The sequence below is a fragment of the Streptomyces xingningensis genome (assembly GCF_054957865.1).
This window is the reverse complement of the sequence record NZ_JBDJPF010000075.1, coordinates 1-19,194: the sequence shown is the minus strand read 5'-3', so window position 1 is coordinate 19,194 and position 19,194 is coordinate 1. Positions and strand designations below refer to the sequence as shown.

Annotated in this window: 16 protein-coding genes; 15 read left to right on the top strand and 1 reads right to left on the bottom strand. The window is 72.4% G+C overall.

Translation table 11 applies throughout. The features are described from left to right. The first annotated feature begins 84 nt into the window (after positions 1-84). The 8 genes from ABCR83_RS28535 (at position 85) to ABCR83_RS28500 (ending at position 8,625) form a co-directional block, all read left to right on the top strand. The gene (locus ABCR83_RS28535; RefSeq protein ID WP_462698105.1) at positions 85-1,203 is read left to right on the top strand and encodes a quinone-dependent dihydroorotate dehydrogenase; all 1,119 of its coding nucleotides are present in this window, start codon (positions 85-87) and stop codon (positions 1,201-1,203) included. Beyond that, positions 1,200-2,057 (top strand): orotidine-5'-phosphate decarboxylase, encoded by an 858-nt coding sequence (gene pyrF / locus ABCR83_RS28530; RefSeq protein ID WP_462698104.1) that lies wholly within the window; start codon positions 1,200-1,202, stop codon positions 2,055-2,057. The genes ABCR83_RS28535 and pyrF overlap by 4 nt, the downstream gene beginning before the upstream one ends. Positions 2,058-2,315: 258 nt before the next feature. Next, positions 2,316-2,639 carry an integration host factor gene (locus tag ABCR83_RS28525; protein ID WP_462698103.1) on the top strand — a complete coding sequence of 108 codons (324 nt, stop codon included), beginning with the start codon at positions 2,316-2,318 and terminating at the stop codon, positions 2,637-2,639. Between the two features lie 37 nt (positions 2,640-2,676). Beyond that, complete coding sequence (gmk, locus tag ABCR83_RS28520; RefSeq protein WP_462698102.1) at positions 2,677-3,267, top strand: guanylate kinase; 591 nt, start codon at positions 2,677-2,679, stop codon at positions 3,265-3,267. 85 nt (positions 3,268-3,352) lie between these two features. Beyond that, positions 3,353-3,625 (top strand): DNA-directed RNA polymerase subunit omega, encoded by a 273-nt coding sequence (gene rpoZ, locus ABCR83_RS28515; protein WP_030360466.1) that lies wholly within the window; start codon positions 3,353-3,355, stop codon positions 3,623-3,625. A gap of 107 nt (positions 3,626-3,732) precedes the next feature. Continuing rightward, a complete protein-coding gene (gene coaBC / locus ABCR83_RS28510; RefSeq protein WP_462698101.1) occupies positions 3,733-4,941 on the top strand; it encodes a bifunctional phosphopantothenoylcysteine decarboxylase/phosphopantothenate--cysteine ligase CoaBC in 1,209 nt (402 codons plus the stop codon). A 188-nt stretch (positions 4,942-5,129) separates the two neighbouring features. Then, entirely contained in the window at positions 5,130-6,353 is a 1,224-nt protein-coding gene (gene metK, locus ABCR83_RS28505; protein WP_462698100.1) for a methionine adenosyltransferase, read from the top strand. Between the two features lie 91 nt (positions 6,354-6,444). Further along, positions 6,445-8,625, top strand: coding sequence for a primosomal protein N' (locus ABCR83_RS28500; protein WP_462698099.1), 2,181 nt, complete (start codon positions 6,445-6,447; stop codon positions 8,623-8,625). 55 nt (positions 8,626-8,680) lie between these two features. Here ABCR83_RS28500 and ABCR83_RS28495 read toward each other — a convergent pair whose 3' ends face one another. Further along, positions 8,681-9,196, bottom strand: a complete 516-nt coding sequence (locus ABCR83_RS28495) for a hypothetical protein (protein ID WP_462698098.1) — start codon at positions 9,194-9,196, stop codon at positions 8,681-8,683. A gap of 364 nt (positions 9,197-9,560) precedes the next feature. On the opposite strand from ABCR83_RS28495, the gene fmt reads away from it, so the two are divergent. The 7 genes from fmt (at position 9,561) to ABCR83_RS28460 (ending at position 19,114) form a co-directional block, all read left to right on the top strand. Then, complete coding sequence (fmt, locus tag ABCR83_RS28490; RefSeq protein ID WP_462698097.1) at positions 9,561-10,496, top strand: methionyl-tRNA formyltransferase; 936 nt, start codon at positions 9,561-9,563, stop codon at positions 10,494-10,496. A gap of 38 nt (positions 10,497-10,534) precedes the next feature. Further along, the gene (locus ABCR83_RS28485; RefSeq protein ID WP_462698096.1) at positions 10,535-11,980 is read left to right on the top strand and encodes an RsmB/NOP family class I SAM-dependent RNA methyltransferase; all 1,446 of its coding nucleotides are present in this window, start codon (positions 10,535-10,537) and stop codon (positions 11,978-11,980) included. A 65-nt stretch (positions 11,981-12,045) separates the two neighbouring features. Beyond that, positions 12,046-12,732 carry a ribulose-phosphate 3-epimerase gene (gene rpe / locus ABCR83_RS28480; protein ID WP_462698095.1) on the top strand — a complete coding sequence of 229 codons (687 nt, stop codon included), beginning with the start codon at positions 12,046-12,048 and terminating at the stop codon, positions 12,730-12,732. 146 nt (positions 12,733-12,878) lie between these two features. Beyond that, positions 12,879-13,865: a sugar-binding transcriptional regulator gene (locus ABCR83_RS28475; protein ID WP_462698112.1), complete on the top strand. Its 987-nt coding sequence runs from the start codon at positions 12,879-12,881 to the stop codon at positions 13,863-13,865. Positions 13,866-14,049: 184 nt separating this feature from the next. After that, a complete protein-coding gene (gene efeU, locus ABCR83_RS28470) occupies positions 14,050-16,116 on the top strand; it encodes an iron uptake transporter permease EfeU (RefSeq protein WP_462698094.1) in 2,067 nt (688 codons plus the stop codon). 81 nt (positions 16,117-16,197) lie between these two features. After that, the gene (gene efeB / locus ABCR83_RS28465) at positions 16,198-17,472 is read left to right on the top strand and encodes an iron uptake transporter deferrochelatase/peroxidase subunit (RefSeq protein ID WP_462698093.1); all 1,275 of its coding nucleotides are present in this window, start codon (positions 16,198-16,200) and stop codon (positions 17,470-17,472) included. A 199-nt stretch (positions 17,473-17,671) separates the two neighbouring features. After that, on the top strand, positions 17,672-19,114 hold the full coding sequence (locus ABCR83_RS28460) for a GuaB1 family IMP dehydrogenase-related protein (protein ID WP_462698092.1): 1,443 nt from the start codon (positions 17,672-17,674) through the stop codon (positions 19,112-19,114). The last annotated feature ends 80 nt before the right edge of the window (positions 19,115-19,194 follow it).

Below are 19,194 nucleotides of genomic sequence, written 5' to 3'. Positions count from 1 at the left end.
ACTGAGGGGGTGTGCCGACTCATCGGACACCCCCTGGGGGGACACCGGAAGGTGTCCCCCTCTCTATGACCCCGAAGGCTGGACATGTACCGACTCTTCTTCGACCTGATCTTCAAGCGCATGGACCCCGAGAAGGCCCACCACCTGGCCTTCGCCTGGATCCGCGCCGCCGCCCGGATCCCCGTGCTGCGCACCCTCGCCGCCGCCGTCCTCGCCCCCCGCCACCCGGCGCTGCGCACCGAGGCGCTGGGCCTGCGCATGCACGGCCCCTTCGGCCTCGCCGCCGGCTTCGACAAGAACGCCGCCGCCATCGACGGCATGGCGATGCTCGGCTTCGACCACATCGAGATCGGCACCGTCACCGCCCGGCCGCAGCCGGGCAACCCCAGGAAACGGCTCTTCCGCCTCGTCGCGGACCGCGCGCTGATCAACCGCATGGGCTTCAACAACGACGGCTCGGCGGCCGTGGCGGAGCGCCTCGCGTCCCGTGATCCGGTCTTCAGTACCACCGTCGGCGTCAACATCGGCAAGACCAAGGCCGTGCCGGAGGCCGAGGCCGTCGCCGACTACGTCACCTCCACCGAGCGGCTCGCCGCCCACGCCGACTACCTGGTCGTCAACGTCTCCTCCCCGAACACGCCCGGGCTGCGCAACCTCCAGGCCACGGAGCAGCTGCGCCCGCTGCTCACCGCCGTCCGCGAGGCCGCCGACCGCACGGTCACCGCCCGCCGGGTGCCGCTGCTGGTGAAGATCGCCCCCGACCTCGCCGACGAGGACGTGGACGCCGTCGCCGACCTGGCCGTCGAGCTCGGCCTGGACGGCATCATCGCCACCAACACCACCATCGCCCGCGACGGCCTCGGCCTGCGCACCCCGAAGCACACCGTGGCGGCCATCGGAGCCGGCGGCCTCTCCGGAGCCCCGCTGAAGGCCCGCTCGCTGGAGGTCCTGAGCCGCCTGTACGCCCGGGTGGGGGACCGGATCACCCTGGTCGGGGTCGGCGGCGTCGAGACCGCCGACGACGTCTGGGAGCGCATCCTCGCGGGCGCCACCCTCGTCCAGGGCTACAGCGCCTTCGTCTACCGGGGCCCGTTCTGGTGCCGGGCCATCCACCGGGGGCTCGCGGAGAAGCTCGCCGCCGGCCCGTACGCCACCCTCGCCGAGGCAGTCGGCGCCAACCACCGGAAGGTGACCGCAGCATGACGCTCCAACCGTTCGGCGCCCGACTGCGCCGCGCCATGGACGAGCGGGGCCCGCTGTGCGTGGGCATCGACCCGCACGCCGCCCTGCTCGCCGACTGGGGCCTGGACGACGACATCGCGGGCCTGGAGCGCTTCAGCCGCACCGTGGTGGAGGCGCTGGCCGACCGGGTCGCCGTGCTCAAGCCGCAGTCCGCCTTCTTCGAGCGGTTCGGCTCGCGCGGCATCGCCGTCCTGGAACGAGCCGTCGCCGACGCCCGGGCCGCCGGGGCGCTGGTGCTGATGGACGCCAAGCGCGGCGACATCGGCTCGACCATGGCCGCGTACGCGGCGACCTACCTCGACCCCGCCTCCCCGCTGTTCTCGGACGCGGTCACCGTCAGCCCGTACCTCGGCTACGGCTCCCTGCGCCCGGCCCTGGACCTGGCGCGGGAGAGCGGCACCGGTGTCTTCGTCCTCGCGCTCACCTCCAACCCCGAGGGCGCCGAGGTGCAACACGCGGTACGGGCCGACGGCGCGAGCGTCGCCGCGACGATGCTGGACCACCTGCGGGCGGAGAACGCCGGGGCGGCGCCGATGGGCTCGTACGGCGCCGTGGTCGGTGCCACGCTGGGCGACTCGCTGGGGACGGCCGGCGTCTCGGTGGCCATCGGCGGACCGCTGCTCGCCCCGGGCATCGGCGCGCAGGGCGCCACCGCCGCCGACCTGCCGGGGGTCTTCGGCGCGGCCGTCCGCGACGTCGTCCCCAGCGTCAGCCGGGGCGTGCTGCGGCACGGCCCGGACGTGGCCGGATTGCGGGAAAGCGCCGCCCGGTTCGCCGGCGAAGTGCGCGCCGCGGTGGACTCGGCGGCGGGGTGACGGGGGCCGCACGGCGCAGAACACGGCGGACGAAGACCGGTCAGCACAAAAATTGATGGTCATTATGTCCAGAAAAGTCCTGGTCGGGCAAGGCTGACCAGGACTTTTCATCTGTTCTCGCTGACTGGAGCGGCATCGGCCGCTAGTCTCCGACAAGAGCGAACGTGCAAGCGCGTTGCTCGTTGCTCCCCAGGTGTGGGCCTACTAGGTTCCTCACCGGTCCGTATCCGACAGTTCGACATCCGAGGTGACGTAGGCGTGGCTCTTCCGCCCCTTACCCCTGAACAGCGCGCAGCCGCGCTCGAAAAGGCCGCCGCGGCTCGCCGGGAGCGCGCCGAGGTCAAGAATCGGCTCAAGCACTCCGGCGCCTCACTGCACGAGGTCATCCAGCAAGGCCAGAAGAACGATGTCATCGGCAAGATGAAGGTCAGCGCCCTTCTGGAAAGCCTGCCCGGCGTGGGCAAGGTTCGCGCCAAGCAGATCATGGAGCGGCTCGGAATTTCCGAGAGCCGACGAGTGCGCGGGCTCGGCTCGAATCAGATCGCCTCCCTGGAACGGGAGTTCGGCAGCACCGCCGCCTGAGTTTCCAGGCACTCCCGGGAACCGGGATAATCACTGCATGAGTAATGCTGTCTCCCGGGGGACGTCCCCCGTCCCCCCGGCCAGACGTCCGCGGCTGACCGTGCTCTCCGGCCCCTCCGGGGTCGGCAAGAGCACGGTCGTCGCTCATATGCGCAAGGCCCACCCCGAGGTGTGGCTCTCGGTCTCCTGCACCACCCGCAAGCCGCGCCCCGGCGAGCAGGACGGTGTCCAGTACTTCTTCGTGGACGACGAGCAGTTCGACAAGCTCGTCGCCAACGGTGAACTGCTGGAGTGGGCCGAATTCGCCGGCCACCGCTACGGCACGCCACGCCAGGCGGTGCTCGACCACCTGGAGGCGGGGCAGCCCGTGCTGCTGGAGATCGACCTCCAGGGCGCCCGGCTGGTCCGGGAGTCCATGCCGGAGGCCCGGCTGGTCTTCCTCGCCCCGCCGGGCTGGGACGAGCTGGTCCGCCGGCTCACCGGCCGGGGGACGGAGTCGCCCGAGGTGATCGAGCGCAGGCTGGCTGCCGCGCGGGTCGAGCTGGCGGCCGAATCCGAGTTCGATGCCACCCTGGTCAACACCTCCGTCGAGGACGTGGCGCGCGAGCTGCTAGCCTTGCTGCGTTGAACTGGGGATTTTTCCGCGGGGTGTCCCGCAGGGCCCCGGATTCAAGAACTGCACATCTTTCTTCACCCCCTTCGGAAGGCAGAGAGTGTCCTCTTCCATCACCGCGCCCGAGGGCATCATCAACCCGCCGATTGATGAGCTGCTCGAGGCCACCGACTCGAAGTACAGCCTGGTGATCTACGCCGCCAAGCGTGCGCGCCAGATCAACGCGTACTACTCGCAGCTCGGCGAGGGCCTGCTGGAGTACGTCGGTCCGCTGGTGGACACCCATGTCCACGAGAAGCCGCTCTCCATCGCGCTTCGCGAGATCAACGCGGGCCTGCTGACCTCCGAGGCCGTCGAGGCCCCGGCACAGTAGGCAGGGCACGCCCCAGAGCGTCACCAAGGGTCCGGCAGCGCGGCTGTCGGACCCTTGGTGTGTGATGGGTTCGTACACATCAGCGAGAGCGCGGGGAGAAGCGAGCGATGGGCAAGCCCAAGGTCGTTCTGGGGGTCAGCGGCGGAGTCGCCGCCTACAAGGCGTGTGAGCTGCTGCGCCGGCTGACCGAGTCGGGGCATGACGTACGGGTCGTACCGACCGCGTCCGCGCTGCACTTCGTCGGCGAGGCGACCTGGGCCGCGCTGTCCGGCCACCCCGCCGCGACCGAGGTGTGGGAGGGCGTGCACGAGGTGCCGCATGTGCGGATCGGCCAGGAGGCCGACCTCGTCGTGGTGGCGCCGGCCACCGCCGACCTGCTGGCCAAGGCCGCGCACGGGCTGGCCGACGACCTGCTGACCAACACCCTCCTCACCGCCCGCTGTCCGGTGGTCTTCGCGCCCGCGATGCATACCGAGATGTGGGAGAACCAGGCCACCCGGGAGAATGTGGCGACCCTGCGGCGCCGGGGCGCCCTGGTGATCGAGCCCGCTGTCGGCCGGCTCACCGGTGCGGACACCGGCAAGGGCCGCTTCCCGGAACCGGGCGAGATCTTCGAGATCTGCCGCCGAGTGCTGGCCCGGGGCTCCGCGGCGGCCGTCGCCGACCTCGCCGGGCGCCATGTGGTCATCAGCGCGGGCGGCACCCGGGAACCGCTCGACCCGGTGCGCTACCTCGGCAACCGCTCGTCGGGCCGGCAGGGATACGCCCTGGCCCGGACGGCCGTCGCCCGGGGCGCCCGGGTGACTCTCGTCACTGCCAACAGCGACCTGCCGGACCCGGCCGGCGCCGATGTCATACGGGTCGGCACGGCCGTGCAGCTGAGGGAGGCCGTACTCAAGGCCGCCGCCGACGCCGATGCCGTGGTGATGGCCGCCGCCGTCGCCGACTTCCGGCCCGCCCACTACGCCACCGGCAAGATCAAGAAGCGGGAGGGGCAGGAGCCCGCCCCGGTCGAGCTGGTGCGCAACCCGGATGTCCTCGCCGAGCTCTCGGCGGACCGGGCACGGCCCGGCCAGGTCGTGGTGGGCTTCGCGGCCGAGACCGAGGATGTGTTGGCCAACGGCCGGGCCAAGCTCGCCCGCAAGGGCTGCGACCTGCTCGTGGTCAATGAGGTGGGGGAGCGCAGGACCTTTGGCTCCGAGGAGAACGAGGCCGTGGTCCTGGCCGCCGACGGGACCGAGACCCCGGTCCCGCGCGGACCGAAGGAAGCCCTCGCGGACACCGTCTGGAACCTCGTCGTCCGCAGGCTGACCTGAGCGGTTTGCCTGAATGCTCCCCGGGATCGGAGTGGCGAGTGTCACAGTCCAGGTGGTCGGTGATGCCGGACCGGATGTTCGGGGGGCGCAAAGGCCGGATAAACTGACACCTGGATCCGCGTCGAGCGCAGCTCTCGGCCGGTTCCGTCAATGCTCAGCCAGCAGCCGCTGCAACCCCAGGGAGCGATGTGTCCCGCCGCCTGTTCACCTCGGAATCCGTGACCGAGGGTCACCCCGACAAGATCGCTGACCAGATCAGCGACACCATTCTCGACGCCCTCCTCAAGGAGGACCCGACCTCCCGGGTCGCCGTCGAGACCCTGATCACCACCGGCCTGGTGCATGTGGCCGGCGAGGTGACGACCAAGGCCTACGCACCGATCGCCACGCTCGTGCGCAACAAGATCCTCGAGATCGGCTATGACTCGTCCAAGAAGGGCTTCGACGGCGCCTCCTGCGGTGTCTCGGTGTCCATCGGCTCGCAGTCCCCGGACATCGCGCAGGGTGTCGACACGGCCTATGAGAAGCGGGTCGAGGGTGCCTCCCAGCGGGACGACTCCGATGACCTGGACAAGCAGGGCGCCGGCGACCAGGGCCTGATGTTCGGCTACGCCTGCGACGAGACGCCCGAGCTGATGCCGCTGCCGATCAACCTGGCGCACCGGCTCTCGCGCCGGCTGACGGAGGTCCGCAAGAACGGGACCATCCCCTATCTGCGCCCGGACGGCAAGACCCAGGTCACCATCGAGTACGACGGCAACAAGGCGGTCCGCCTGGACACCGTGGTCGTCTCCTCCCAGCACGCCTCCGACATCGACCTGGACTCGCTGCTGGCGCCCGACATCCGGGAGTTCGTGGTCGAGCACGTGCTCAAGGAGCTGGTCGACGACGGCATCAAGCTGGACACCGAGGGCTACCGCCTGCTGGTGAACCCGACCGGCCGCTTCGAGATCGGCGGCCCGATGGGTGACGCGGGACTGACCGGCCGCAAGATCATCATCGACACCTATGGCGGCATGGCCCGCCACGGTGGCGGTGCCTTCTCCGGCAAGGATCCGTCCAAGGTGGACCGCTCCGCCGCCTACGCGATGCGCTGGGTCGCCAAGAACGTGGTGGCCGCCGGCCTGGCCGCCCGCTGCGAGGTCCAGGTCGCCTACGCCATCGGCAAGGCCGAGCCGGTGGGCCTGTTCGTGGAGACCTTCGGCACCAACACGGTCGACACCGAGAAGATCGAGCACGCCATCGGCGAGGTCTTCGACCTCCGCCCGGCCGCCATCATCCGCGACCTCGACCTGCTCCGCCCGATCTACGCCCAGACCGCGGCGTACGGCCACTTCGGCCGCGAGCTCCCCGACTTCACCTGGGAGCGCACGGACCGGGTGGACGCGCTGCGCAAGGCCGTGGGCCTGTAGCACGCCTGGCGTTCCGCCACCGAGGCCCGGAGACCGGACAACGGTCTCCGGGCCTCGGTGCGTGTCGGACCCGTCTGGTAGGACTGAAGCCGTGAGCAGCGAGAACGGTCGGCCGGCGGTGGAACCCCCCCAGGAGCAGGGGGAGCAGCTCGCGCTCATCCGCGAGCTGGTGCGCAAGGCCGATGTGCCACGGGCCAGACCGCGCACCTGGCGGGGGGCCGCGCTGGCGCCGGAGCTGCCCGTCGCCCGGGTGCTGGTGGACAAGGGGGCCGTGCACCTCGACCGGCTGTGGGACTACGCCGTGCCCGCCGAGCTCGACGCCGACGCCCGCCCGGGCACCCGGGTGCGGGTGCGCTTCGGCGCCGGCACCCGGCAGGTGCGGGACGGGCGCCGCGAGGGCGGCGGGCTGCTCGACGGGTTCATCGTCGAGCGGGTGGCCGAGTCCGACTACCACGGGCCGCTGGCCGCCCTGGCCCAGGTGCTGTCCCCGGAGCCGGTGCTCGGCCCGCCGCTGCTGCGGCTCTGCCGGGCCGTCGCCGACCGGTACGCCGGATCCCTGGCGGATGTGCTCCAGCTGGCCGTGCCGCCCCGGCACGCCCGGATCGAGGGCGAGCCGTCGCCGTCGCCGCTGCCGCCGCCCGCCGCCCCGGAGCCCGGCAGCTGGTCCCGGTATCCGACCGGGCCCGCCTATCTGGACGCCCTCGCCCGGGGCGACTCCCCGCGCGCGGTGTGGACCGCGCTGCCCGGGCGGCACTGGCCGCAGGAGCTGGCGCGGGCCGCCGTGGCGGCGCTCGCCGCACGGCGGGGCGTGCTGATCGTGGTGCCGGACGGCCGGGCCGCCGCCCGCGTCGACGCCGCCCTCACCGAGCTGCTCGGCCAGGGCCGGCATGTGCTGCTGACCGCCGACACCGGGCCGGAGGAGCGCTACCGCCGCTGGCTGGCCGTCAACCGCGGTGCCGTCCGGGCGGTCGTGGGCACCCGGGCCGCGATGTTCGCGCCGGTGCGCGACCTGGGGCTGGTCGCGATCTGGGACGACGGCGACTCCAGCCACAGCGAGCAGCACGCCCCGCAACCTCATGCGCGGGAGGTGCTGTTGATGCGCGCGGCGCACCAGAAGGCGGCGTTCCTGCTGGGGGCCTTCTCCAGCACGGTCGAGGCGGCACAGCTGGTGCGGACCGGCTGGGCGCTGCCGCTGACCGCGTCCCGTGACCGGGTGCGGGCCGAAGCCCCCCTGATCCGTACGGTGAGCGATGCCGACCTGGAGCGGGACGGCGCCGCCCGGGCGGCCCGGCTGCCGACCCTCGCCTGGCGTGCCGTGCGGGACGCCCTGGAGTGCGGGCCGGTGCTGGTGCAGGTGCCGCGCCGGGGCTATGTGCCCCGCCTGGCCTGCGAGCGCTGCCGTGAGCCCGCGCGCTGCGAGCACTGCGCGGGCCCGCTGGAGGCGCGCGGCGGCGACGGTGCGCTGCACTGCGGCTGGTGCGGGCGCCAAGCGCGCGACTGGCACTGCGGCGAGTGCGGTGGGGTGCGGCTGCGGGCCCAGGTGGTGGGGGCCCGGCGCACCGCCGAGGAGCTGGGCCGGGCCTTTCCCGCGGTGCCGGTGCGGACCTCCGGGCGCGACCAGGTGCTGGACACCGTCCCGGATGTTCCTGCCCTGGTGGTGTCCACGCCCGGGGCCGAGCCGGTGGCCGAGGGCGCGGGCTATGCGGCCGCCCTGCTGTTGGACGGCTGGGCGCTGCTGGGCCTTCCCGATCTGCGGGCGGGCGAGGAGGCGTTGCGCCGCTGGCTGGGCGCGGCCGCACTGGTCCGGGGCCAGGAGGCGGGCGGCACGGTGGTCGTGGTGGCCGAGCCGACGCTGCGGCCCGTACAGGCCCTGGTGCGCTGGGATCCGGCCGGGCATGCGGCGCGTGAGTTGGCCGAGCGGGCGGAGCTGGGCTTTCCGCCGGTGTCCCGGATGGCTTCGGTCTCCGGGCCGCCGGAGGCGGTCGCCGATTTCCTCGCCCTGGCCGTGCTGCCGGAGGGGGCCGAGGTGCTCGGGCCGGTGCCCTTGCCGGTGGTGCCGCCCGGCCGGGCGCGCCGGGCCGACGGCCCTCCACCGGCCTTCGGCCGGGGCTATCCCCAGCCGGGCGAGCGGTGGGAGCGGGCGCTGTTGCGGGTGCGGCCCGGGCGGGGCGCGGCGCTGGCGGCCGCGCTCAAGACCGCCCAGGCGGTGCGGCTGACCCGGCGGGAGGGCCAGCCGGTGCGGTTGCGGATGGATCCGCCGGACATCGGCTGAGCGGCGCGACGGGCGCCCGGGCCGCCGCTCCCCGCCATCCGGCGGCGGTCCGCAGTCAGCCGTTGCGCGGGCCGGGGAACGCCGATGGCCGGGCCGCCTCCTCGCGGAGGGATCCCGACGGCTGCCCCGGTACGGTGCGCGCGGCGGGGACGACCGTCACGGCGGACTGCGCCAGGGCGCTCTGCCCGTCGGCGGAACCGTTCTCCGTGGTGCTCTGTCCATTGGCCCGGCGCGCGCCGTAACGCCGGTGCACCGCCTGCTTGGTGACCCCCAGCGCCGAACCCACCGCGTCCCAGGAGAAGCCCAGCGAGCGGTCGAAGTCCACCGCCGCCGTGACCAGCGTCTCGACGCTGTCCCGCAGCTCCTGCGCCAGCCGGACGGTCGGCGCGGGGGCCCGCCCGTAGACGACGAAACCCGCGGACGGGCCGGTCCGGCGTGGACGGTAGACATTGCCCAGCTGAGCGGTCAGGGTACGCAGCGCGTCCACCTGCCGGCGGACCCGCTCGATGTCCCGGACCAGAAGATGCAGGCTGGCTCTCGCCTGGGCGTCGTGGGTTGCGTGGTCGGGCATGAACAAGCCTCTCGGACCGGCGGTGAACGGGGCGTAAGCGAAAGAGAATTGACGGTCAACGGAAGCGGGCCGCGGTTGCGGCCCGATTCGGTCAATCTCTCTTGACCCAACGCGCCACGGCCCGACGGGTCACGGTATGGGGGCGCACATCCGCCGGAATGAGGCGCGTGGTGCCCCGCACGCCCCTTGGGCCGGGGGCCCCGCCCAAGCGCTTCGCCGGACGTCCGGTACGTCAGCTGCGGGTGCGCCGTGGCTGGTTGCGCCCACCCGGCGGAGCCGCACCAGGGCCTGCACCGGTCCATAGAACACGCCCTAGACTGGTGCGCCGTCCCGAGCCGCGCTTGAGAGGTAGTGTCCGCCACCCATGAGGCTTGTCTTCGCCGGTACCCCCGAGGTTGCCGTACCCGCCCTCGACGCCCTGCTCGCCTCGGACCGCCACGAGGTCGTCGCCGTCGTCACCCGGCCCGACGCCCCGGCGGGGCGCGGGCGCCGGCTCGTCGCCGGCCCGGTGGCCGAGCGGGCCGAGGAGGCGGGCATCGAGGTGCTCAAGCCCGCCAGACCGCGCGACGAGGACTTCCTCGCCCGGCTGCGGGAGCTCGCACCGGACTGCTGTCCGGTCGTCGCCTATGGCGCCCTGCTGCCCAGGGCCGCGCTGGAGATCCCCGCGCACGGCTGGGTCAATCTGCACTTCTCGCTGCTGCCCGCCTGGCGCGGCGCCGCTCCCGTCCAGCACGCGGTGCTGGCCGGTGACGAGGTCACCGGCGCCGCCACCTTCCAGATCGAGGAAGGGCTCGACTCCGGCCCCGTCTACGGCGTGCTCACCGAAGAGGTCCGCCCCACCGACACCAGCGGCGACCTGCTGACCCGGCTCGCCTTCGCCGGCGCGGGGCTGCTCGCCGCGACGATGGACGGCATCGCGGACGGCACCCTCAAGGCCGTGCCGCAGCCCGCCGAGGGCGTCTCCCTCGCCCCGAAGATCACCGTCGAGGACGCCCGGCTGGACTGGTCCGCCCCCGCGCTGCGCGTCGACCGCGTCGTCCGCGGCTGCGCCCCCGCGCCCGGCGCCTGGACGCTCTTCCGCGGCGAGCGGCTGAAGGTGATGTCGGTGGCGCTGTGCCCCGGCCGCACGGACCTGGCCCCCGGCGAGATCGCCGCGGCCAAGAACACCGTCCACCTCGGCACCGGTTCGCACGCGGTGGAGCTGCTGTGGGTCCAGCCCCAGGGCAAGAAGCCGATGAAGGCCGCCGACTGGGCCCGTGGCGTCCGCATCGCCGCAGGCGAGAGGCTGGGCGGGGCGTAGGCTGGAGCCCTTCGTCACCATAGCCCCGGAGCACCTTCGTGAACGACCAGGCGTCCCGCCGACCGCACAGCCGCCCCGCAAAGCCCCACCGCCGGCCCAAGAAGGACCCGGTGCGGATCCTCGCCTTCGAGGCGCTGCGGGCGGTCGACGAGCGGGACGCCTACGCCAACCTCGTGCTGCCGCCCCTGCTGCGCAAGGCCCGGGAGAAGGGCGGCTTCGACACCCGCGACGCCGCCCTCGCCACCGAGCTGGTCTATGGCACGCTGCGCCGCCAGGGCACCTATGACGCGATCATCGCCTCCTGTGTGGACCGCCCGCTGCGCGAGGTGGATCCACCGGTGCTGGACGTGCTGAGCCTGGGCGCGCACCAGCTGCTCGGCACCCGCATCCCCCCGCACGCGGCGGTGTCCGCCAGCGTGGAGCTGGCCCGGTGCGTCCTCGGGGACGGGCGGGCGAAGTTCGTCAACGCCGTACTGCGCAAGATCGCCGCGGATGACCTCGGGGGATGGCTGGAACGAGTCGCTCCGCCGTACGAGGACGACCCCGAGGAACACCTCGCCGTGGTGCACTCGCACCCGCGCTGGATCGTCTCCGCGCTGTGGGACGCCCTGGGCGGCGGCCGGGCCGGGATCGAGGACCTGCTGGAGGCGGACAACGAGCGGCCCGAGGTGACCCTGGTCGCCCGCCCCGGACGGGCCACCACCGACGAGCTGTTCGCCGCTGTCGGGGGGGACGCCGAGGGTGCGGCGCTGCCCGGCCGCTGGTCGCCGTATGCCGTGCGGCTCGCCGAGGGCGGCGAGCCGGGCGCGCTGGACGCCGTGCGCGAGGGCCGGGCGGGCGTCCAGGACGAGGGCAGCCAGCTGGTCGCCCTGGCCCTCGCCGCCGCCCCGCTCGAGGGACCGGACCGCCGCTGGCTGGACGGCTGTGCGGGACCCGGCGGCAAGGCCGCCCTGCTCGGCGCGCTGGCGGCCGGGCGCGGCGCCGCGCTGCTGGCCTCCGAGCGGCAGCCGCACCGGGCCCGCCTGGTCGAGCGCGCGCTGGCCGGCAACCCCGGGCCGTACCAGGTCATCGCCGCCGATGCCACCCGCCCGCCGTGGCGGGAGGGCTCCTTCGACCGGGTCCTGGTCGATGTCCCGTGCACCGGTCTGGGCGCCCTGCGCCGCCGTCCGGAGGCCCGCTGGCGCCGCCGCCCCGAGGATCCGGCATCCTTCGGGCCGCTCCAGCGCGACCTGCTGCGGGAGGCCTTGCGCGCGGTGCGGGTCGGCGGCGTCGTCGGCTATGCGACCTGCTCCCCGCACCCGGCGGAGACCAAGGCCGTGGTGGACGACGTCCTCAAGCGACAGGGCGTCAGCGCCCGGTGGATCGACGCCCGGCCGCTGATGCCGGGTGTTCCCGCCCTCGGGGACGGCCCCGATGTCCAGCTCTGGCCGCACCTGCACGGCACGGACGCGATGTACCTGGCGCTGCTGCGCCGCACCGGCTGACCGGTTGTGGGTGGTTCGGCCCTCCCGGGTCAGCGCCGCGCACCCGGCATGGCAGGCTTGAGGGCATGAGTGTCCAGATCAACCCCAGCATCCTGAGCGCGGACTTCGCCCGCCTGTCCGACGAGGCGCAGGCCGTCAAGGGCGCCGACTGGCTCCATGTCGATGTGATGGACAACCACTTCGTGCCCAACCTCACGCTGGGCATGCCGGTTGTCGAGTCGCTGAGCCGGGCCACCGAAACCCCGCTGGACTGCCATCTGATGATCGCGGACCCGGACCGCTGGGCTCCGCAGTATGTGGAGGCGGGCGCCGGGTCGGTCACCTTCCATGCGGAGGCCGCCGCCGCGCCGGTGCGGCTGGCGCGGGAGATCCGGGCCAAGGGCGCCCGGGCGTCGATGGCGCTCAAGCCCGCGACGCCGATCGAGCCCTACGCCGATCTGCTGCCGGAGCTGGACATGGTGCTCATCATGACCGTCGAGCCCGGCTTCGGCGGCCAGGAGTTCCTGGACCTCACCCTGCCCAAGATCCGCCGCACCCGGGAGCTGATCTCGCGGCATGGTCTGCAGCTGTGGCTGCAGGTCGACGGCGGGGTCTCGGCCGGCACCATCGAGCGGTGCGCGGAGGCCGGCGCCGATGTGTTCGTCGCCGGATCCGCCGTTTACGGTACGGACGACCCCGCCGCGGCCGTACGCTCGCTGCGCGAGCGGGCGGAGGCGGCCACCGCCACCGCGCCCTGGGCCTGTGAGCACTGAGCCGCCCCCGCTCTCGCCCGAATTGCTGAGCGCGAAGGTCAAGGCCTGATCAAGGGCTGCCGTTTCTGACAGGATGACGGTCGAGTCCACAAGGTGAACACAGAAGTGAGGAGACCGTGGTGTCGACGGGCCGTTCAGCCACGCCGATGGGGCCCGCCGAGCTGGTGCAGGCGGCGGCCATGGCTCGCCGCTTCTACCTCGAGGGCAAGTCGAAGATCCAGATCGCCGAGGAGTTCGGCGTGAGCCGCTTCAAGGTCGCCCGGGTGCTGGAGACGGCGCTGGAGCGCGACTTGGTGCGGATCGAGATCCGGGTGCCGGCCGAGCTGGATGCGGAGCGCTCGGATGCGTTGCGCGCCCGGTACGGCCTGCGGCATGCGGTGGTCGTCGAGTCCCCGGCCGACGCGGCCGACGACGCACCCGACCCCGAGAACCTCGGCGAGGTGGCGGCCGGTCTGCTCGGTGAGCTGGTGCATGAGGGCGATGTGCTCGGCCTCGCCTGGGGCCGCTCCACCATCCACATGGCCGCGGCTCTGCACCGGCTGCCGCCCTGCACGGTCGTCCAGCTCACCGGGGTGTACGACGCGGGCACCGCCGAGCGCGGCTCGGTGGAGGCCGTCCGCCGGGCGGCGCAGGTCTCCGGCGGCGAGGCGCATCCGATCTACGCGCCGATGCTGCTGCCCGACTCGGCCACCGCCGCCGCGCTGCGCGGCCAGACGGGCATCGCCCGGGCCTTCGACTACTTCGACAAGGTCACCGTCGCGGCCGTCTCCATCGGCTCCTGGGAGCCGGGGATTTCCACGGTCTACGACATGCTCTCCGAGGCGGAGCGGGCCCACTACGCCTCGCTCGGTGCCGCCGCCGAGATGTCCGCGCACCTCTTCGACGCCGACGGCCGCCGCATCGGGCGCGACCTGGGCGAGCGCTGCATCACCGTCGAGGCGGACCGGCTCCGGCGCATACCGGAGGTCGTCGCCATCGCGGGCGGGCTGCGCAAGGCGGCGGCGATCGGCGCGGTGCTGCGGTCCGGGCTGGTGACCAGCCTGGTCACGGACACCGCCGCCGCGGACTATCTGCTGGGGGAGACGGGCCCGGGTCCGCGTCCCGCGCTGGAGCGGGCGGACCCTGACGCCTGATGCGTCGCGGGACCGGGGCGAAATCCCCCCAGATCCCATCAACCGGCAGTGCACTGGCGATCTTTGACTACAGCTTTGTAGACAGGTAAGCCTAACCTGACTAAGGTATGGCTTCGCTTACCAGTGCGACCGGCGGTCGTGTCAGGGCCACCCCCGTGCGCTGACGCCCGCGCGGGGAGGACATATGTGGGACGACGCGTTTCCGAGTTTTCTGATCGGCCTCAGGGAAGGACTTGAGGCCGGCCTCATCGTCTCCATCCTTGTCGCCACCCTGGTCCGGGCGGGGGCCAAGTCCCGGCTGCCACAGGTCTGGACGGGCGTACTGGCCGCCGTGGCCCTGGCCATGAGCTTCGGCGCGGTGCTCACCTTCACCGCCGCCACCCTGTCCACCACGGCCCAGGAATCCTTCGGCGGCGCGCTCAGCGTCGTCGCCGTCGCCTTCGTCACCGCCATGGTCTTCTGGATGCGGCGCTCGGCCCGCAATCTCTCCGGCGAGATCCGGGAGAAGGTGACCAGCGCGCTCACCATGGGCGCCGGCATGCTGATCGTCACCTCGTTCCTGGCGGTGGGCCGCGAAGGCCTGGAGACGGCCCTGTTCCTGTGGACCACCGCACGAGCGGCCGGAGAGTCCGCCGGGCCGATGACCGGCGCCGGAATCGGGCTCATCGTGGCGACGGTGCTGTGCTGGGGCCTCTACCGCCGGGTGCTGAAGATCAACCTGACGAAGTTCTTCACCGCCACCGGCGTGGTGCTCATCGTCATCGCCGCCGGCGTCCTCGGCTATGGCCTGCGCGACCTTCAGGAGGGCGGCGTCCTGCCGGGGAAGACGGCGTTCGCCTTCGACCTGAGCCCGCACATCGATGCCGGCTCCTGGTACAGCACGCTGGTCCAGGGCGTCCTCAACCTGACGCCCGCCATGACCTGGCTGCAGGTCATCGCCTATGCCGGCTACCTGGCCGCCGTGCTGACGCTCTTCGTGCGGGGCGTACGGGCCACCCGGCCGAAGCCGGAGCCGAAGCCGAAGCCGGAGACCGCCGGTACCGAAGCCGGATCCGCGCCCGCATCCGGGACGGACTCCGGGCGCGCCCCGCGCCGCCGCCCTGCCTGGGCGATACCCGTGGCGGTGGTCGCCGTGCCCGCCGCGGTGGCCGGTGCCGTGGTCGCCTTCGGCGACTCCAAGCCCGCCGGTGCCCAGACCGTCGCCGTCTCGGAGCAGGAGTGCGGCAAGGGCTTCGCCGCGCCCAAGCCCGGCCGGCAGACCTTCCAGATGCACAACACCGGGGACAAGGCCTCCGAGGTCTACCTCGTCGACCCGGCGACCAACGCCGTCTACGGCGAGATCGAGGGCCTCGCCCCCGGTACCACCCGCGACCTGGTCGCCACCGTCGGCAGCGGCCAGTACGCCTGGCGCTGTGTGCCCACCGGAGGCAAGGCCGTCACCTCCGCTCCGGTGCGGGTCAGCGGCGGCGGCAACGTCAAGGCCGTCGCCCCGGTCTCCGCGGAAGACCTGGCCAAGCCGCTGGGCTCCTACCGCGGCTATGTCAACCAGGGCCTGGCCACGCTCGTTTCACAGACCCGCAAGCTCGGCGACGACATCGGACACGGCGACCTCGACGCCGCCCGCGCCGACTGGCTCACCGCCCACCGCACCTACGCCTCCCTCGGCGCCGCCTACGGCACCTTCCAGGACTTCGACAAGAAGATCAACGGGCGTACCGCAGGGCTCCCGGACGGCGTGCGCGACAAGGACTTCGCCGGCTTCCACCGCGTCGAGTACGGGCTGTGGCACGGCGCCTCGGCCGATGACCTGCGCGCCCCCGCCCAGCAGCTCGCCCAGGACGCCGAAGGTCTCCAAAAGGCCTTCCCCAAGCAGGACTTCGACGTCAAGGACCTTCCGCTGCGCACCCATGAAATCCTGGAGAACACCCTCCAGTTCGAACTGACCGGAGCCGCGGACCAGGGCAGCGGCACCACCCTGGCCACCGCCGACGCCAATCTCGCGGGCACCCGGGAACTCCTCGATGTGCTGCGCCCCCTGATCTCCGCGCGGGACCCGAAACTGCTCGGCACCGTCAATGACGACATCGCACGCGTACAGGGCCTGCTGGACGCCGCGCACCGCGACGGGAAGTGGACCCCCGTCGACCGTCTCGACGCCATGGGACGGGCCAAACTCAACGGCGCCACCGGCAAGTTGCTCGAAGACCTCTCGCCCATCCCCGATCTCCTCGAGATCCGCAAGTCCGCCTGACCTGCCTGACCTGCCTGACCACCTACGACACCGAACGACCGGTGGACCGCTGTACCGCTGTACCGCGAAGGGAACCATGCCATGACCGCCGACCCGGACCGCCCGCAGGGCGTTCTCCGCACCGACCGCCGGGGCTTCACCAAAACGGTGCTGGGCGCGGGCGCCGCCGGGGCCGCCCTGGCCGGCGGCGGCCTCGCTCTCGGCCAGGTCCAAACCGCCCGGGCACAGGCGGCCGACGACGAGCAAGGGGGCGACAAGGTCGCCTTCCACGGCGCGCACCAGGCGGGCATCCTCACCCCCCAGCCCACCGCCGCCTCCTTCGTCTCGCTCGATGTCATCGCCCAGAACCGCAAGGAACTGGCCGATCTCTTCAAGACGATCACCGAGCGGGCCCGATTCCTGACCGCGGGCGGGGACCCGGTGGACCTCGGAGTGGGGGCCCCGCCCTCGGACAACGGCATTCTCGGCCCGACGGTTCCGGCCGACGAGCTGACCGTCACGCTGGGCGTCGGCTCCTCGCTCTTCGACGACCGCTTCGGCCTGGCCAAGGCCAGACCGCGCCGGCTCACCCCGATGCGCACGTTCCCCAATGACAATCTCCAGGCCGCCGAGTGCCATGGCGACCTGTCCCTCCAGATATGCGGCGCACAGCCGGACGTCGTCCTGCACGCCCTGCGCGACATAGCCCGGCACACCCGCGGTGCGATGCAGATCAAATGGCGCATCGACGGTTTCCAGAACAAGCCCCGGCCGACCGGTGCACAGCGCAACCTGCTCGGCTTCAAGGACGGCATCGTCAATCCGGACACCGCTTCCGGCCGCGAAATGGACCGGCTGATCTGGGTGACCGAAAAGCTGGGCGAGCCCTCCTGGACGGTCGGCGGCAGCTATCAGGTGATCCGCATCATCCGTATGCTCGTGGAATTCTGGGACCGCGTCTCGCTCACCGAGCAGGAGAAGATGTTCGGCCGCCGCAAGGACACCGGGGCGCCGCTGGACGGCGCCAAGGAGACCGACACCCCCCATTACGCCAAGGACCCCAAGGGCCAGGCGATTCCGCTCAACGCCCATATACGGATGGCCAATCCGCGCACCGCCAAGACGGACGACTCCCGCCTGCTGCGCCGTGGCTACAACTACGACCGGGGAATCGACAGCGTCGGCAATCTCGATATGGGGCTCGTCTTCTGCTGCTACCAGCAGGACATCAAGCGCCAATTCGAGGCCACCCAGGAACGGCTGATCGACGAGCCGCTGGTCGACTACATCTCACCCACCGGCGGCGGCTACTTCTTCGCCCTGCCCGGGGCCAAGGACTCCGCCGACTGGCTCGGCAGCGGGCTGCTGGCGGGCTGATCCGGCCCCTCCGGGAGATCGGGGAGATTTGGCCGAAACCACAGATCCGCTTGGCCGAAGCCACAGAATGCGACAGAGGTTCGCCAGGACCCCTCGACATCATGGATGATGGGTCCAGGAACCTCAGCCCGATCCGGTGCTGGTTCGAGCTGACTCCCCACCCGCTCCGTTACGCAAGATCGCAGGTGAGAGAGCCAGTATGCGTTTCCTTAACGATCAGAAGCCGCCGTACGACCTGACGTACGACGATGTGTTCATGGTCCCGAGCCGCTCCTCGGTCGGCTCCCGGCAGGGCGTCGACCTGTCCTCCCAGGACGGCACCGGCACCACCATTCCGCTGGTGGTCGCCAACATGACCGCGATCGCCGGCCGCCGCATGGCCGAGACCGTCGCCCGCCGCGGTGGCCTCGTCGTCATCCCGCAGGACATTCCGATCGAGGTCGTCGCCGAGGTCATCTCCTGGGTCAAGGGCCGTCACCATGTGCTCGACACCCCGATCGTGCTGTCCCCCGCCCAGACCGTCGCCGATGCGCTGTCCCTGCTGCCCAAGCGGGCCCACGGCGCCGGCGTCGTCGTCGACGAGGACCACCGGCCGGTCGGCGTCGTCACCGAGCACGACCTGAGCGGCGTGGACCGCTTCACCCAGCTGTCCGAGGTCATGTCCAAGGAGCTGCTGCTCCTGGACGCCGGCATCGACCCGCGCGAGGCGTTCAACCAGCTCGACGCCGCGCACCGCAAGCTCGCGCCCGCCGTGGACAAGGACGGCAGGCTGGCGGGCATCCTCACCCGCAAGGGCGCCCTCCGCGCCACGCTCTACACCCCCGCCACCGACGCCGGCGGCGGGCTGCGCGTCGCCGCCGCCGTCGGCATCAACGGCGATGTGGCCGGAAAGGCCAAGGCGCTGTTGGCCGCCGGTGCGGACGCGCTCGTGGTGGACACCGCGCACGGCCACCAGGAGGGCATGATCGCCGCGGTCAAGGCCGTCCGGTCCCTGGACCCGCAGGTCCCGGTCGTCGCGGGCAACATCGTGGCCGCCGAGGGCGTGCGCGACCTCATCGAGGCCGGTGCGGACATCGTCAAGGTCGGGGTGGGTCCCGGCGCCATGTGCACCACCCGCATGATGACCGGCGTGGGCCGCCCGCAGTTCTCCGCGGTCCTGGAGTGCGCGGCCGAGGCAAGGAAGTACGGCAAGCACGTATGGGCCGACGGCGGCGTCCGCCACCCGCGCGATGTGGCCATGGCGCTGGCCGCCGGCGCCTCCAACGTCATGATCGGCTCCTGGTTCGCGGGGACCTATGAGTCCCCGGGCGACCTCCAGCAGACCGCCGACGGGCGGCTGTACAAGGAGAGCTTCGGCATGGCCTCCGCCCGCGCCGTGCGCAACCGCACCTCCGAGGAGTCCGCCTACGACCGGGCCCGCAAGGGCCTGTTCGAGGAGGGCATCTCCACCTCGCGGATGTTCCTCGACCCGGCCCGTCCGGGCGTCGAGGACCTGATCGACTCGATCATCGCGGGCGTCCGCTCCTCCTGCACCTACGCGGGCGCGGGCTCCCTGGCGGAGTTCCACGAGCGGGCCGTCGTCGGCGTCCAGAGCGCCGCCGGCTACGCCGAGGGCAAGCCGCTGCACGCCAGCTGGCAGTAATTACTCCGAGGGGCGCGGCCCGGTTTCCGGACCCTGTTGGTTAATCCGGGCCCATGCGTGACGTCGGTTCCCAAGACCTG